The 15,528-nt window shown below is 68.9% G+C and carries 14 protein-coding genes; 5 read left to right on the top strand and 9 right to left on the bottom strand.

Features of this window, described 5'->3' with window-relative positions:
* Positions 1-5 precede the first annotated feature (5 nt).
* From eccCa to KBX46_RS06245, 3 genes are read left to right on the top strand one after another with little or no spacing between them, the layout of a single operon-like run.
* The gene (gene eccCa, locus KBX46_RS06255) at positions 6-3,965 is read left to right on the top strand and encodes a type VII secretion protein EccCa (protein WP_210791537.1); all 3,960 of its coding nucleotides are present in this window, start codon (positions 6-8) and stop codon (positions 3,963-3,965) included.
* Positions 3,965-4,324: a hypothetical protein gene (locus KBX46_RS06250; protein ID WP_210791535.1), complete on the top strand. Its 360-nt coding sequence runs from the start codon at positions 3,965-3,967 to the stop codon at positions 4,322-4,324. The genes eccCa and KBX46_RS06250 overlap by 1 nt, the downstream gene beginning before the upstream one ends.
* Positions 4,321-5,286: a DUF6177 family protein gene (locus KBX46_RS06245; RefSeq protein ID WP_210791533.1), complete on the top strand. Its 966-nt coding sequence runs from the start codon at positions 4,321-4,323 to the stop codon at positions 5,284-5,286. The genes KBX46_RS06250 and KBX46_RS06245 overlap by 4 nt, the downstream gene beginning before the upstream one ends.
* Positions 5,287-5,372: 86 nt before the next feature.
* On the opposite strand, the gene KBX46_RS06240 is transcribed toward KBX46_RS06245, so the two are convergent.
* Entirely contained in the window at positions 5,373-6,302 is a 930-nt protein-coding gene (locus KBX46_RS06240; RefSeq protein ID WP_210791531.1) for an RNA polymerase subunit sigma-70, read from the bottom strand.
* A gap of 136 nt (positions 6,303-6,438) precedes the next feature.
* Here KBX46_RS06240 and KBX46_RS06235 point away from each other — a divergent pair, with 136 nt between their 5' ends.
* Complete coding sequence (locus tag KBX46_RS06235; protein ID WP_210791529.1) at positions 6,439-7,146, top strand: DUF899 family protein; 708 nt, start codon at positions 6,439-6,441, stop codon at positions 7,144-7,146.
* 325 nt (positions 7,147-7,471) lie between these two features.
* Here the strand turns inward: KBX46_RS06235 and KBX46_RS06230 are convergent, their stop codons facing one another.
* From KBX46_RS06230 to KBX46_RS06195, 8 genes are all read right to left on the bottom strand, one after another.
* A complete protein-coding gene (locus tag KBX46_RS06230; RefSeq protein WP_210791527.1) occupies positions 7,472-7,807 on the bottom strand; it encodes a toxin-antitoxin system YwqK family antitoxin in 336 nt (111 codons plus the stop codon).
* 99 nt (positions 7,808-7,906) lie between these two features.
* Positions 7,907-8,602: a hypothetical protein gene (locus KBX46_RS06225; RefSeq protein ID WP_210791525.1), complete on the bottom strand. Its 696-nt coding sequence runs from the start codon at positions 8,600-8,602 to the stop codon at positions 7,907-7,909.
* Positions 8,599-10,980: a hypothetical protein gene (locus tag KBX46_RS06220; protein WP_210791523.1), complete on the bottom strand. Its 2,382-nt coding sequence runs from the start codon at positions 10,978-10,980 to the stop codon at positions 8,599-8,601. The genes KBX46_RS06225 and KBX46_RS06220 overlap by 4 nt, the downstream gene beginning before the upstream one ends.
* Complete coding sequence (locus KBX46_RS06215; protein ID WP_088950654.1) at positions 10,977-11,336, bottom strand: DUF6507 family protein; 360 nt, start codon at positions 11,334-11,336, stop codon at positions 10,977-10,979. The genes KBX46_RS06220 and KBX46_RS06215 overlap by 4 nt, the downstream gene beginning before the upstream one ends.
* A gap of 37 nt (positions 11,337-11,373) precedes the next feature.
* A complete protein-coding gene (locus KBX46_RS06210) occupies positions 11,374-11,679 on the bottom strand; it encodes a pore-forming ESAT-6 family protein (protein ID WP_088950653.1) in 306 nt (101 codons plus the stop codon).
* A gap of 21 nt (positions 11,680-11,700) precedes the next feature.
* Complete coding sequence (locus KBX46_RS06205) at positions 11,701-12,036, bottom strand: hypothetical protein (protein WP_088950652.1); 336 nt, start codon at positions 12,034-12,036, stop codon at positions 11,701-11,703.
* A 157-nt stretch (positions 12,037-12,193) separates the two neighbouring features.
* Positions 12,194-12,793, bottom strand: a complete 600-nt coding sequence (locus tag KBX46_RS06200) for a trans-aconitate 2-methyltransferase (protein ID WP_210791522.1) — start codon at positions 12,791-12,793, stop codon at positions 12,194-12,196.
* 114 nt (positions 12,794-12,907) lie between these two features.
* Positions 12,908-14,395 carry an MFS transporter gene (locus tag KBX46_RS06195; RefSeq protein ID WP_210791520.1) on the bottom strand — a complete coding sequence of 496 codons (1,488 nt, stop codon included), beginning with the start codon at positions 14,393-14,395 and terminating at the stop codon, positions 12,908-12,910.
* Between the two features lie 343 nt (positions 14,396-14,738).
* Here KBX46_RS06195 and KBX46_RS06190 point away from each other — a divergent pair, with 343 nt between their 5' ends.
* Positions 14,739-15,494, top strand: coding sequence for an SDR family NAD(P)-dependent oxidoreductase (locus tag KBX46_RS06190; protein WP_210791518.1), 756 nt, complete (start codon positions 14,739-14,741; stop codon positions 15,492-15,494).
* Positions 15,495-15,528 lie beyond the last annotated feature (34 nt).

Below are 15,528 nucleotides of genomic sequence, written 5' to 3'. Positions count from 1 at the left end.
TCCCGATGTCGACGCGCATGGTGCACCGCCCCACCCGGATGGCCCGCCCGGCATCCACCATGGACCCGCTCGTGCTGGACGCACCACCGCAGCTGCCCGACGGCCGATCCGCAGTGGGGCTCCAGGCGCTGCTGCCGATGGCCGGCGCGGGGGTGGCGATGAGCATGATGATGTTCATGCGCGGCTCCGGCTTCGCGGCGTTGGGTGCGGTGGTCATGGTCGTCGCGCTGGCCGCTGCCGGGGCGATGTACCTCACCCAGCTCGGCAAGGCCGGTCGGCAGCGCCGGGTCCAGCGCGAGCGGTACCAGGACTACCTGGAAGAGCTACGCGAGCAACTGCGCGAGGACGAGCAGCGCCTCCAGGAGCAGGCGACAGTGCTCGACCCGCCGGTCAGCCGACTGCTCGACGTCGTGCGCAGCCCGGCTCGGTTGTGGGAGCGCCGCCGCGCGGACATCGACTTCCTGCGGGTACGGGTCGGCATGGGCGCGCTGCCCGTCCGGCCGATCCAACTGCGCGAGCAGAGCACACCGACCAACCCCCTCGACCCGTTCATGCGCCACGAGGCCCACTCGCTGATGCGCCGCTTCGAACTGACGCCGGGGCTGCCGCTGCGGGTCGACCTGGACTGCGCCGGCGATGTCAGCGTGATCTCACCGGACCACCAGGAGGTGGTCGCCCTCGCCAGCGCCATCCTCGTCCAGGTCGCCGCGTTCCACGCCCCCGACGACGTGACGCTCGCGATCGTCACCACCCCGGAGCGGGCGGTGACCTGGCAGTGGGCGCGCTGGCTGCCGCACCTGCTCGACCGGACGTCGATCGGCCCGAGTGGCCCGACCCCGCTGCTGGTCACCGCCCCCGAGACGCTCGCCGAGCTGCTCGCCGTGGACCTGGAGGAGCGGGCCACCAACGCCCTCAAGTCCTTCCGCCACAATGCCGGGCGCGCCGAGGCCCGTACACGGTCGAGGTTGCTGGTCATCGACGATGCCCACGGCGAGGTCGCGCGGGGGTTGGCGAGCCCCGACCAGTTCGTGGGCCTCGGGAGCCTTGGTGTCACAGTCGTGCACCTGCTCGCCGACCGGCTGCACGAGCCCGGCGACATCTCCCGGCGGATCACCATCGACGGCAGCTCACTCGTCCTGGAGGACCTCACCGCGTCGCCGCCGATGACCGTGACCGGCACTGTCGACGAGGTGCCGGTGCCGCTCGTCGAGGGCCTCGCCCGGGGGATCGCGCCGCTGCGGCTGTCGGCCGACTCCTACGACGACGGCACGGGCACCCCGCCGGCGGACTTCCAGGATCTGCTGGGGCTGTCCGATCCCACGAACCTGGACCTCGCCACGCTGTGGCGGCCGCGGGGCGAGCGCGACTTCCTGCGCGTACCGATCGGGGTCGACCCGGTGGGACGCCCGGTGCTGCTCGACCTGAAGGAGTCCGCGCAGCTCGGGATGGGTCCGCACGGGTTGTGCGTCGGTGCCACCGGGTCGGGCAAGAGTGAGCTGTTGCGGACGCTCGTGCTCGCCCTGGCGGCGAGCCACCCGCCCGACCGGTTGGCGATGGTGCTCGTCGACTACAAGGGTGGCGCGACGTTCGCACCGTTCGCCGAGATGCCGCACGTCTCCGGCCTGATCACCAACCTGGTCGCCGACGCCGCGCTGGTGGAACGGATGTACACCAGCCTCGACGGCGAGGTGCAGCGCCGCCAGCAGTTGCTCGCCGACGCGGGCAAGGTCACCGACATCGTCGAGTACCACCTGCTCCGCGCGGTGCAGGGCGAGCGCAGCACCCTCCCACCGCTGCCGCATCTGCTCGTGCTCATTGACGAGTTCGGCGAGCTGCTCGCCGCCAAGTCGGAGTTCATCGACCTGTTCCTCCGGATCGGGCGGATCGGCCGGTCCATCGGGGTGCACCTGCTGCTGTCCAGCCAGCGGGTCGAGCAGGGCAAGATGCGCGGCCTGGAAAACTACCTGGCCTACCGCCTCGGGCTGCGCACGCTCACCGAGATGGAGTCGCGCACCGTTCTCGACACGGTCGACGCGTTCCAGTTGCCGCCGTTGCCCGGCAACGGGTATCTGAAGGTCGACGTCTCGATCTACCAGCGGTTCAAGGCCGCCTACGTGTCCGGCCCGCTCACCGACGGCGCCGAAGCAGAGCTCGCCCCGATCGTCGGCCCGTTGGCGAAGCCCATGCCGGTGTTCGGCACCGTCCGCCGGGACACCGATGACGACGCACCCGAGGAGCCGAAGGCGACCAGACGCACCACCGGCCCGACGCTGCTGTCGACAGTGGTGGAGCAGATGTCGATGAGCGACCAGCGTGTCCAGGCCATCTGGTTACCGCCGCTGCCGGCCGCGCTCACCCTCGACCAGGCGGCCGGTGGGATCCGCAGCACCCCGGACGGGCTCCGCCTGGACAAAGCCGAGCAGGCCGCCACCGGGCTGCCGGTGCCGCTGGGCCGCCTCGACGACCCGGCCCGCCAGTGGCAGGGCCCCTGGCTGATCGACCTGGCCGTGGGCGGGGGCAACGCCCTCGTACTCGGTGGACCCGGCACCGGCAAGACGACAGCGCTGCGCACCCTGGCGCTGGGCCTGGCCACCACCTACCGTCCGACCGACGTCGGGATCTACGGCATCGACCTGCTGGGCAACGGATTGGCCGGCCTGGCCGAGCTGCCCCACGTCGGCGGCGTCGCCAGTCGAGAGGACCGCGAGCGCATTCGACGCACCGTCGACGAGGTGCACGCGATGCTCGCGCAACGTCAGCGCATCTACACACAGCACCAGTTCGACACGATCAACGATCTGCGTGCCGCCGACGAGCGCGTACGCGCGGAGGTCGGCTGCGTCGACGTGGTGCTGTTGATCGACGGGTACGGCCAGCTCAACGCCGAGTTCGAGAGCCTCGAACCCAAGGTGCACGACCTGCTCGCCCGGGGTGGCCGCTACGGCATCCACGTCATCGGCACCGCCCGGCGGTGGAACGAGGTGCGCGCCGCGCAGCAGGTCGCCTTCGCCAACCGGATCGAGCTGCGGCTCACCGAGCCCGCCGAGTCCAGCATTGACGGCAGGCTGGCCCGGGGCATCCCGGCGGACCAGGCTGGCCGGGCGCTGACCAGCGGCAAGCTGTTCGCCCAGGTTGCCCTTCCGCGCCTGGACGGCCAGCCCGACCCGTCGAACGCCGGCCTGGTCGCGGCCGTGCAGTCGGTACGAGGATCGTGGTCGGGGCCCGTGCCGCCGCCCGTCCGGGTGCTGCCCGCGGTGCTGCCGGTGGCCGACCTCGCCGGCACGCCGGCCGGGCACGGGGTGGTGCCGTTCGGCCGGTTCGAGAGCGACTTCACCCCTGCCGTGCTCGACCTCTTCGGCCGCGACCAGCACCTCCTCGTCCTCGGCGATCCGCGGACCGGCAAGACGAACCTGCTGCGGCTGGTGGCCGAGGAGTTGATGGGGCAGTTCACCTCCGACGAGCTGGTGTTCGCCGTGTTCGATCCGCGTCGGGGGCTCGCCGACGTGGTGCCGGAGTCCTACCTCGGTGGTTACGCCACCAACGCGACACTCGCCCAGCAGTTGTCTGCGGCGGTGTGCAAGGAGCTGGCGAAGAGGCAGCCGTCCGAGGCGGCACGTCCACGGATCGTGCTGCTCATCGACGACTACGACATCCTCGCCGCGTCGGCCAGCCAACCGCTCGGCGCGTTCGTCCCGTACGTGGCGGCCGGGCGCGACACCGGGCTGCACGTCGTGATGACCCGCCGGGTGTCCGGCGCCTCACGTGGCCTGTTCGAGCCGTTCCCGCTGGCCGTGCGCGAGGCCGGCTGCCTGGGCCTGCTCATGTCCGGTGACCGGACGGAGGGGCAACTGTTCACTGGCGTACGGCCGATGGTCCTGCCGGTGGGGCGCGGGCAGCTCATCCGCCCCGGGCACCCCCCACGAATGACCCAGACCGCGTACCTCGGCGAGACCAAGGAGCACTGATGACGTACGACACGGTGGCCCTGTGCCGCGCCGAGCCCGACGCTGCCGCGATGCTCGGCGCCCTGCTCGCGGTCGGCTCCGACCTCAAGATGGACACTGTCGACTCGGCCGGGCTGGTGCAGTTGTTCGACCCCGGCGACGGGCGGCTGCTGCTGACCGTCGAGACCGCGCGACTGGTCCAGGTGCCAGGGGAGGCGGAGCGGCTGCTCGGGGTCACGCTCGACGGCTCCTTCGGCGGCCGCGTCTGGTGGGTGGAGAGCCGGGCACCCGACGGCGACCCGCAGGCCGCCGAGGTGACCCGCCGCTTCACCGCCGCGCTCGTATCGATAACGGGAGGGCTGACATGGGCGGACCGATGACGGGGACGACCGACACGATCAGCGACAAGGCCATCGTCCTGCACCAGCACCGTACGGTGGTCGGCCTGTCGCCCTGGCTCGCCGAAGCCGCTGTCGACGCGGTCCGCAACGGGTTGATGCTCCAGCTCGTCACTCCGGCCGACGGCTTCATCACGTACCCGGTCGAGGTGATGCTCGCGCAGGCACAGGGGCAGTGGGTGGTGCGCGCCGGCGACCAGTACCGCGACGGTCTCACCGGCCTGCCGCTGCAGTGGGACGGCCACCGCTTCTCGTCGGCCAACGGCTCCCAGGGCGCCGGCGCGCTGCCGGCCTCCGAACCGTGGACCGGCGGCCTGGAGATCCAGATCGTCACGCTGCACCCGGCCACCGAGGCCCTGGACCTCGGCGCCAGCACCGAGGCCGCCGTGCGCGCTCTCACCGGCAACGACCCGGTCGGGTGGGGCGTCGCCGAGCCGGTGACCGAGACGTGGTCGCGCCGCGACCTCACGTCCTTCTGTCGTACGCGGGCACCGGCACCGACCAGCGTGGCGATCGTCGGCGGCGACAATCGGTCGGCGCTGCTCGGTGTCCTCACTGTCGAGCGGGTCGACGTCGGCGTCCGCGAACAACTCCGGCTGGCCGGCCCCCCACTGTCGGCTGTTGACGAGGCGACGATCGAGGCACTCGCCGAGAAGCTGGCGTCGACCGTCCGCAGCATGATCGTGGCCGTGCACCCGGGCCGGTCCGGCGGAAAGCGGGCCAGCACGCCGAGCCTTCCCGCGCTGCCGTGGGGCATCCTGGTCGGCCGTCAGGAACAGGCGCTCGACTCCGAGCCCGAGGTGATTCCGGGCCGGGCGCTCGGCAGGGGCGCGCGGCGATCCTGGTGGTACAGGTTGGACAGCGGGCCGGGCGCCCCGTACGAGAACCTCTCGGCAGTGCTGCGCAGGTACGGCCTGCGTACCGACCGCCAAGGCACCGGCTGAGGGATCGGCGAGCCGTTGCGCGAGATTCTTCGCCGACCGCTTGTCAGCATCACCTGCTCAGCTCTCCGCCGCCTGGTACTCCACCGTCACTTGGCTTCGGCGTCGAGCGTGGCGGGCATGCTGAAGGCGGCGACGTGACGGGCACCGATGAAGGCGTTGCTCTCTACGATCTTCCCGTTCTCGATCCGGAGTACGTCGACGACCAACGCCTCGTAGTGCGGGCTGCCGGGCCGGCGGAGATAGTTGATCAGTGCCGGGCGCCCGTTGGCCGTGGTGGGGAACGTACGCCAGTCGAGCGGTCGGCCGAGGAACTCCGCGGCCGCGTCGATCCCGACGACCGGCGGCTCGGGCGGCATCGTGATCCGTACGTCCTCGGCGAGCAGTGCCCGGAAAGTCTCCGGGTCCTTCGCGTTGGCGTAGCGGCGCAGGATCTCTTCGTCCTCACTGGTGAGCTGCGGGCGGCGCCAGTCCTTCGGGTCCGACGGAGCGCGCCGCCGGAGGGTGTGGCGGGCCCGCTGGAGGAGGCTGTTGACGGCCGCTACGGCGGTGTCGAGCGCGGCGGCGATCTCCTGCGGCGTCCAGCCGTAGACGTCGCGCAGCACGAAGGCCGCCCGCTGCCGCGGCGGCAGGTACATGAGCGCTGCGATCACGGCCAGCTCGACGGTCTCCCGGGCGGCGAGACCGGTCTGCGGATCGTCGGCCAGCAGAGCGTCGGGATAGGGACCGAGCTCGGTGGACCACTCCAGCGGATCACCGTACGGTACCGTCCGGTGACCGGCCGCCTTGCGGCTGTCGAGGAAGACGTTCGTGGCGATCCGGTAGAACCAGGTGCGCGCCGACGCCCGACCCTCGAAGCGGTCGCGAGCCCGCCAGGCACGCAGGAAGGTCTCCTGCACCAGGTCCTCCGCGTCGGTGACGTTCCCGGCGAGGCGGTAGCAGTGGACGTGTAGCTCACGCCGGTGCTCGTCGAAAGCGCGCTGCAGCCAGACCGCCTGCTCATCAGGCGAGTCGGACATGTGATCTCCCCGGGGCTGACTGGTCCTCACAACCGTACTGACGACCGCGGACCCATCCGTCATCGGTCACCGATGACGATCGCCGACTCGGTCGTCTGTACCTGTGACCGATCCCCACTCCACGAAGGAGATAGCCATGACGGCAACCCCCGCGTCCAGCGCCGCCGCGCCCTCGGTCGTCGACCGGGAGACCTGGCTGCGCGAGCGCGACGAACTGCTGGTCCGGGAGAAGGCCCATACCCGCGAAGGAGACGCGATCGCAGCCGCTCGTCGTCAGCTGCCGATGACCTTGATGCCGACGGTGACGGTGCGGGGCCCAGGCGGGGACACCCCGCTGGTGGAGGTGTTCGAGGGCCGCCGGATGCTCATCGCCTACTTCCACATGTGGCACGACGGCAAACCGCACGAGCATCAGTGTGAGGGGTGCACCTTCTCGACCTGTCACCTGCAGATGCTGGACTACCTGCACGCTCGGGACGTCACCTACGCCGTGTTCTGCGAGGGTCCCTACGACGAAAGTGCCCCGTTCGCTGAGTTCATGGGCTACAGGTTCCCCTGGTATTCGGCGAAAGACTCCGACCCAGCTCTGGCCGACGGTCGTGACTTCGGGTTCATCGCGTGCTACCTGCGCGACGGCGACAAGGTCTACGAGACCTACTGGACCACCGGGCGGGGCGTGGAGGCGTTGATGACCACCTACCAAGCCCTGGACCTCACGGTGTACGGCCGGCAGGAGAACTGGGAAAACTCGCCTGAAGGCTGGCCGCGGGTCACCGGGCACCCGTGGCGTCTCAACGGCCGCCCCACCGCGCAATGGTCACGCCCCGGCGTCGCACCGCGATGACGTCCTGATGATCATGCTCGGTCGGCCGCAGTCTCCGCCTGCTGCTGCTCCTGGCCTTGGCGGTGGCAATCGTCGTCGGCGGTCCGACCGACCGCGGCCCGGAGCTGAAGTGGCACCGTATGGCCGGAGCCGTGCTCATGGCGCTCGCGCCGCCACCTCGGCTTAATTCTGCTGGATGGCGACCGCACTCGTCCGGCTGCGCAATCGACCGATCACGGACCTGCTCCGTTGGGAGCACCTGGCCATGGGGGCAAGCCTCGCGGCCATGATCTTCTTCATGAGCTAGCCGAGCAAGCCAGTCGGCAGATCAAATGACGTTGGAGTACTAGTTCTTGATCGGGGTGCCGTCCTCGGCCCAGCGCTGGCGGCTGATCAGCTTGCCCTGGTCGTCGAACTCGACACGGGCGGCGGGGCTGCCGTCGCGGTGCCACTCCTCGTGGACGCCGACAGCTATGCCATAGTGCGCGCTGCCCTCCGCCTTGCGCTCGCCACTCGGGTACCACTCGGCGGAGAGGCCGTCCTCCATGCCCTTGAAGTACGTGGTGACGGCGATGACCTGACCCTGCGGCGAGCGTTCGACCACCTCGCCGGTGAAGAGTTCGCCCTGGTGGGTCACCCGCAGGTCGTCCTCGATTTCAACGTCGTCGTACTCGACTCGCATGTGCCTACTCCGGGGGTGACGGATCCCGAGTCGTCGTGACCACGGCACTGGACCAGGGCCGACACCGCCTCGAGGGTGGCCGCCGCACTCGCGACGGCCCTAAATCGGCTCGTGTGCGCGGTCGATGAACGAGCTCACACTCTCCGCCTCGGCGCGGGTCTTCTCGTGCAGGCCCTGGTCGTTGGCCAGTCGATCGAAGTAGCTCTTCTGGTCGGGGCCCCCGAGATCAAGAATCGTCGGGATGGTGATGATCGTCAGACGCCACTGCAGACGAGGAGTGGCTTCCTTGAGCAGGTCGACCACTCGGGCCCGCTCCCAATCGTCCAGATGCTCAGGTCCAACGCCGCGGAGCCATCGAACCAGACTCTCCGTCGCACCTTGCACGATGAAGAAGACCCACGACCGACCGATGCTGTCAACGACCTCGTCCGGTGGCGTCGTCCAGGTGGCACCGAAGACGTCCTCCGGGTCCAGGTACGCCTCGGCCCAGTCGCGCACCCTCTCGGGCGTGACGTCGGCGAGGGTCGGCATCGATTGCTTGAGCCCCGCGTAGAGGATGAACCAATAGTCGTCGAAGAACTCCTTGGGAAGCCCCCAGTCGGTCTCGTCGCCGTAACGGTCCCTCACGTCCACCAGGTAGGCGAGACACATCTCCAACGCCTGTAGGGCTTCAGCCCGCTGCTGTGGGTCGGGCAACAGCTCTCGTGTCGCCTTGCCACGCTCGACGGGATCCGCCAGCCGCCACGGAAGTGGCAGGGCGGCCAGCAATTCGGGGGCAACCCAGGGACCGGTCACAGGAAATCAACTCCGTAGGGCCTGAGGAAGTCACGTGCCGCGTCGAGGTTCGGCAGGTGCTCGCCGAACCAGGCAGCCGGCTTCTTCATCGGGTGCGCCGGGTCGGCCGCAGCCCGTTCCACCGCCTGGTGCAGCGCGGCCAATTGCTCACCCGACAAGGTACGCCCGCCGATCGTAATCGGTACGTTCTGGTCGGCGAGCCGTTCGATCGCCATTTGCGGCGGGTTGTTGCCAGCGCGACTGAAGAGCCCCGTCCAACCCTCGTCGGTGCCGACCCGGATGCTCACCTCCCGCCCCGGCGCGCCATCACGCCAGTCGAGCATGCGCTCCAACTGGGCGGGGTCGGATCGGAACTTGTTGGCCACGGTCTGCGCGGCGGCCTTTACCTCGACCACATGCACGTTGCCGTCAGCGGTCTGGTAGACGAGATCGGCTTCGGGGATGCGACCGGTGTCGACGACCGTGCCGTTGCCCAGGTTGACCCGTTCGCCGGCGACGACATTCAGACCGATCCTGCTGCCCGGGGCCAGGTCGCCGCTCTGGATCACATCGTTCGCGGCACGCAACTCCGTCGCCGCGCCCTCGAAGGCGGAGCGGTCCCCGCTGAGGTTGTCGAGCATGTCGCGGAAGATGTCTCCCTGCCGGTCGACGCTTCCCGCCAGCCGACCGGAGTCCTGAAGGTCCATGAAGTCCCGGACGGCCTGGTTGGCCATACCGTCCGGCAGGTCGGTACGGGCGAGCAGGTTCTCCACCTGGGCCCGCGATGCAGGATCCAGACGCTCGGCCTGATCGACGAACCGCTGCTGCTCGGCCGGGGTGAGATCCCGCCCTCGGTCCGGGCTTCCCCCGCCCGGCGTGGTGTCGTCGGGGACGTTGCCGGGCGTGGTGTCGTCGGGGACGTTGCCGGGCGTGGTGTCGTCGGGGACGTTGCCCGGTGTGGTGTCCTCTGGAAGGTTGCCGGGAGGCGTGTTGTCCTCCGGCAGGTTGCCCGGCGGCGTGTTGTCTTCCGGCATGTTCCGCACGGGTGGCGTGTCTTCCGGCCCGTTCCGGACGGGTGTGTTGTCGCCGGGGAGGTTGCCAGTGGTCGACTCTCCCGGGGTGCGCCCACCGGGTGTGTTGCCGGGGCCGTTGCCAGCGTCCATGTTCATCGGGTTGCCGCCGCGGTCGTTCGGCATCTCGACGTCGAAGCCGCGCCCGACCGGCACGTCGCCGGCAATGGCGGGCAGGGGCCCGATCTGCGGAATCTGGATGTCGAACTTCTTGGCGAAGTTGATGGCGACCTCGCCCACCGTGGGCAGGTTGTCGAGCCAGTTGCCGGCGCGGATCAGCCCGGCGCCGATTCGGGCGGCGGTCGCGCTGCCCCGGATGCTGTTGACCGCGGCACCTGCGCCGCGTACGCCGGAGCCGGCCCCCTTGGTGCCGATGACGGCGGAGACGATGTTGAACGTGGCGAGGCCGCCGGCCCTCGACTTGTCCTCACTCCACATGTCGTAGGCGATGATGCTCTTGCCGGCGTTGAGGAGAAGGTTGCCCGCCTCGCGCTTCTCCAGGAACGGCATGCCGACCGTCTGGTCGATCACGATAGTGACCGGGTTGACGTAGATGGAGACCGCCCAGACGAACTTGCCGAGGCCCAACCATGACTGGCCGGCGGTGCCCCAGCTCCACTCGCCGGTCGTCGGGTCGCGGCCGATCAGCCCGCCGAGGTCTTCGAGCATGGTGACGAAGCCTTCACCGATGCCACCAAAGAACGCGCCCACGTCACCGAGGAACCCGCGGTCGTGCTCCTCGTTGCTGCCCCAGGGCAGAGCGCCGTCCTCACCGGCCGCGGCGTTGAGCGTGTCGGCGTTGAAGCCGTACTCGCCGTCGTCGGCTCGGCCGTCGGCGTTGTCGGCGCGGTACTGGCGGCCCCCGTACAGGGCGTTGATTGTGTTGGCGCACTTGCGCTGCGCCTCGAAGAACGCGGCGACCTGCGTGTTCACCGCAGAGATCAGGCCGTTGTGCTGGTTGACCTTGCCCTCGTCCTCACGCCAGTCGTCGTCGTCCTTTGTCGACTCGACGAACTGCTCCGCCTGGCCCTTCAGTGCCGCGAGTTGGGCCTTGATCTCCTTGACCTCGCTGGCGTACGTGGCCAGGGCGGTGCCGACGGCTTGGACGTCCTCACCGACCGAGGCCGACACGGTGCGTATCGGGCCGGAGGCGGCGAACAGTTGTGCCGCCTCCGGTGCCTCGTATACCGCAGCCAACCCCTGCCAGGTGGTGTCGATCGTCTGACCGGTGTTGGCAAAGTCGACACCGGTCGTCTTGATCGTCTGTGCGTGGGTGGCCAACTGCTCCATGTTGCCGGGGATCTGGGGAATCTCCCCCGGATTGATCATCGCGGCACCGCCCCACGGCCCGGCCCCGGCATCGTCGCCGAGGGGTCAGGTGCCGCCGAGGCACTGCGTTGCGCGTTGGCGGCCATGTCCAGATCACCCTGGACGTAGGCGTTGGTCGCCTGTGCCGCCGCATTCATGCACGCCCCCGTGCGAGTGAACACGAACTCGAGGTCCGTTTTGATCGACTCAACGAAGCCCTGAAGTGCCTGGCCGACGATCTCCGAACTCGACTGGACGGCGGAGCCCTCCAGCGCCGAGTTGAATTTGGTCATCTGCCCCTCGAACGGGGCGGCCGCGGCATGGGTGCGATTCAGGACGTCGCGCACTCCACCGGGGGAGATATCCCAGGCGCTCACGCTTGTGCTCCCTCGTCAACACTCGATGGAAAACAACTCAGCCGATGGACTGCACCGCCGTGCGCGCCTTGGACAGCGTGGTCGTCGCCGTCTCGTCGTTCTTGACCATCGTGGTCTTGACCAGATCGATGATCGTGCGCACCTCGCCGGCGGCGCGGTTCCACCGATCCTCGACGGTCCGGTATTCCTCGGAGACGCCGTCGGCCTGGAAGTCGGCCATCGCGGCCGACACGTCGGCGCTGCGCTGCGAGATCACGGCCTCCAGCCGGGCGATGATCCCGGCGAGGTCACTCTGGACCTGCTGCGAGGTGCCCACGTCAAAGCTGCGTCGATCTGTGCTCATAACCTGTCACTCCCCCGGGAATCAGCGGCTGCTCGAGAACCTGGCCGCGTCGAAGTTGGCGGTGCCCGCAGCCGACGACGCGTTGTCGGCCATCTCGGTGTCACCCTGGCCGAACGCGGAATCCATTCCGCCCTGACCGCCCAGAATCGCGCCCAGTGCGGAATTGAGAGAGGCGGTGATCGAATCGGCGTTGGCCTTGAACGAATCGAATGCCACCCGCCCGGCACCGTTGAAGTTGCCCTGCAGCGGCTCAGCGGCAGCGATCAACTGCTTGATCAGGCTGCCGAGATCATCAGACGAACCCTGGGTCTGCTTGGTGAGGCTGCCGAGAGTCTGCGCTCCCATGTCGAACTTCATGCCGCTCCTCCCCGTGCCGGGATGAATAACGTTCGCGGTCAATGCTACGTCACCCGTGCGACACGGTTGGACATCCACCGACCGCGATAGATCAAATAGCGGTTGTCTCGGCGGGGCCACGGAGATCACCACACCACCGCATCCGCAGATGCACGACTCAGCCGATTGGCGTACCGATCGCGCAGGTGAGCACCTGGCTCTTACCGCGAGTGGCGCTTGCTGTGGTTGTCGCGAACCCGTGGGCTTCGAGCAGCAGCGTGGTCGACGTGAGGTTCGCTGTGGCGTGTGCGGTTGTGGGCCGCTCGCCGAAGACGTAGAGCCGTCCACCAGGCGTCAGCAGGCTCCGCATCCGTTCGATCTGCTGTGTTGCGTCGCCCAGCCAGAAGATGCTGACGTTCACTGCGAAGATCTTGTCGAAACGGAGCGAATCGAAGTCCGCCGACTCGAATCCGACACATTGAATTTCAGCTCGGCCGGCGTTGATATGGGCCATGTTCCGTTTGGCGGCAATTCGCACCATCGTCGCGGCCCGGTCGATGGCGACGATCCGGCCGGTCGTGAGTCGGCTGGCGACCAGAGAAACGGCGGCCCCCCGACCGCATCCGATCTCCAGCACCTTGTCGTCGGGTGCGACAGCCATCGTCTGGATCGCCCAGCGCTGCCGGTGGGCGGTCGTCGGACGCGCCGGCTCGTCCGGCGAGGAGGCGGCATCGCCGGTGGCGCCAGCCGGATCGTGGATGGGCAGAGTGCGCTTCACAACGTCACCCGTGGTGCCTGCTCTGCTCACGCATCAGATTCCACCCTGCCGGACGCATCGGTGCACCGTGTCCTCGATCACCGGTGGTGCGTCCGGCACGCGGAGTCGCGCCGATCAGTGCGCGGGTAAGGGCGCGATGTCCGGTAGGACGTCGGCTGACGCCGGAGCATGCTTCGGGGCGCCGGCGTTCACCATGACCGCGGAGACCAGAGCTGCTGCCGCCACGAAACCGACGGCGGTCCAGTACGCGGCCGAGTAGCCGTGCATCAGCGCCTGGTTCCTCTCGTGGGCCTGGGCCGCTGGGCCGCTGTGCGACACCAGATAGGTGGCGGCCGAGCTGGTCGCGATGGTGTTGAGCAGTGCGGTGCCGATCGAGCCACCGACCTGCTGCGACGAGCTGATCATCGCGGAGGCAACCCCGGCGTCCCTGGGTTCGACGCCGTGGGTGGAGATGCTCATCGCGGGCATGAACGCGGTGCCGATGCCGAGCCCGATCACCGCTTCGGCGAACGCGATCTCCAGGAAGGCGCTGTCCGCGTCGAGCAGGGCGAGCAGCACGAGACCGACCGCTGTGACGAGGTAGCCGCCGACCATGATCGGCCTGGGGGCCATCCGGTGCGCCAGCCGGGCGCCGATCTGCGTGGCCCCGATGGCCTGCGCCACCGCCATCGGCATGAACGCCAGGCCCGCCAGCACCGGCGACCATCCCTTGACCTGCTGGAAGTAGTAGCTGAGCAGGAGGAACATCCCGAACATGCTGACGATGGCAAGGCCGACCGAGAGGTACGCGGCGGCCCGGTTGCGTTCGGTCAGGACGCGCATCGGCAGCAGCGGGGACGTGACCCGCGTCTGCACCAGGATGAAGGCCGCCAGCAGCAGCACGCCTGCGGTGAACGATCCGATGGTCACGCTCGACGACCATCCGCGGCTCTCGGCGACGCCGAAGCCGTAGACCAGGCCGACGAGTCCGAGGCTGGCCAGCACCACGCCGGGAAGGTCGAGCCGGGAACGGTGCCGCTCCCCGTCGTCGTGGACGGTGCGACTGCCGCCCAGGATCCCGATGATCGCCACCGGGACGAGGACGAACATCGAGAAACGCCAGTTCAGGTACTGGGTGAGCAGACCGCCGACGATCAGACCGACCGCTCCACCGGCGATCGAGACCGCGCTGAACACGCCGAAGGCCTTCGCCCGTTCCCTCGGCTGCGGAAAGGACAGGGAGAGCAACGCGAGCGCGGCCGGCGCGAGCAGGGCCGCGAACACACCCTGCAACGCCCTCGCGGTCAGCAGCATCGCGGCGTTGACCGCCAGGCCGCCGATCGCCGAGGCGATCGCGAACCCGGCCAGTGCGATCAGGAAGACGCGCTTGCGCCCGACCATGTCACCGATCCGGCCACCGACCAGCAGCAGACCGCCGAAGGCCAGACCGTACGCGGTGACCACCCACTGCCTGCTCCCGTCCGTGAAGTGCAGCGACTGCTGCGCCGAGGGGAGCGCGATGTTCATGACGGCCCCGTCGAGCACCACCATCAGTTGAGCGATGGAGATGAACAGCAGTGCCTTCCACCGCTGGGACTGCGGGGCGGCGTGACGTGTGGGCATGGCATTCCTTAAGGGCGGTTTATGGGTATTTGCGCAACCCGCCCAACGCTAACGAAGTTGTGGAACGACCGCCACAGAATGTGCCTCCGATTACAGGGGGTTGAGGTGGTCAGCCAACCGCGCCTGGAGGGATCTGAGCGCTAGAAGCCGGCCAACCATGCCTGATATCGCCACCTAAACCCCAAAGCTGTGAGTGGCATTACTTTGTCGATCGTTCCAGAAAAGGCTAGCGTTCCGCCTCGTGGGTCCTGCGGGCCGGCCGGACACGTTCGACCGCCGGCAACCCGCGATCTTCGATCCTGAGCCGCGCGGCGGCTGACCAGTCGAGTGAATGTGAGACGAGATGTCCGGACGGTTGGAAGCAAAGGTGCTGGTCGTGACCGGCGGCACGCAGGGCATGGGCCTGGCGTTCGCGCAGCGGGCGGCCGCCGAAGGTGCCAGCGTCGTCATCGGCGCCCGGGACAAGGACCGGGGCGAGGAGGTGGCCGCGCAGATCAGGAAGGCGGGCGGCAACGCGCTGTTCGTGCCCACCGACGTGACGGTCGAGGAGGAGATGGCGCGGCTCGTCGACAGCGCGGTGTCGGAGTTCGGGCGACTGGACGGCGCGTTCAACAACGCCGGCGGGGGTCCGATGGCCAGTGTCCGCGACGCCGACAGTGCCGACTGGCACCGGTCGCTGGCCCTCAACCTGACCAGCGTCTTCTACGGCCTCAAGTACGAACTGCCAGCAATCATCGCCTCCGGCGGTGGCGCGATCGTCAACAACGCCTCCGTGTCCGGTGTGAAGGGTGACGCGACCCAGGCCGCGTACAACGCGTCGAAGCACGGGGTCATCGGTCTGACGCGCTCGGCGGCCCTCGACGTGGCGCGCTCCGGTGTGCGGGTCAACGCCCTGGTCACCGGCCTTATCGACACCCCACTGTGGCAGAACGTGGTGAACCAGGCCCCGTCGACCGCAGAGCGCTACCTGTCGGTGCAGCCGACTGGACGGGCCGGCACCTCCGACGAGGTGGCCGCGCTGACCACGTTCCTGCTCAGCGACGAGGCCACCTTCATCAGCGGCGCGTCCATCGCCATCGACGGTGCCCTCACCGCCTGAAGCACCGAGGCACCGAGGCACTGAGGTACTGAGG

The organism is Micromonospora sp. C81 (assembly GCF_018070425.1).
Classification (GTDB): Bacteria; Actinomycetota; Actinomycetes; order Mycobacteriales; family Micromonosporaceae; genus Micromonospora; species Micromonospora zamorensis.
This window is presented reverse-complemented; position numbering and strand designations above follow the sequence as displayed.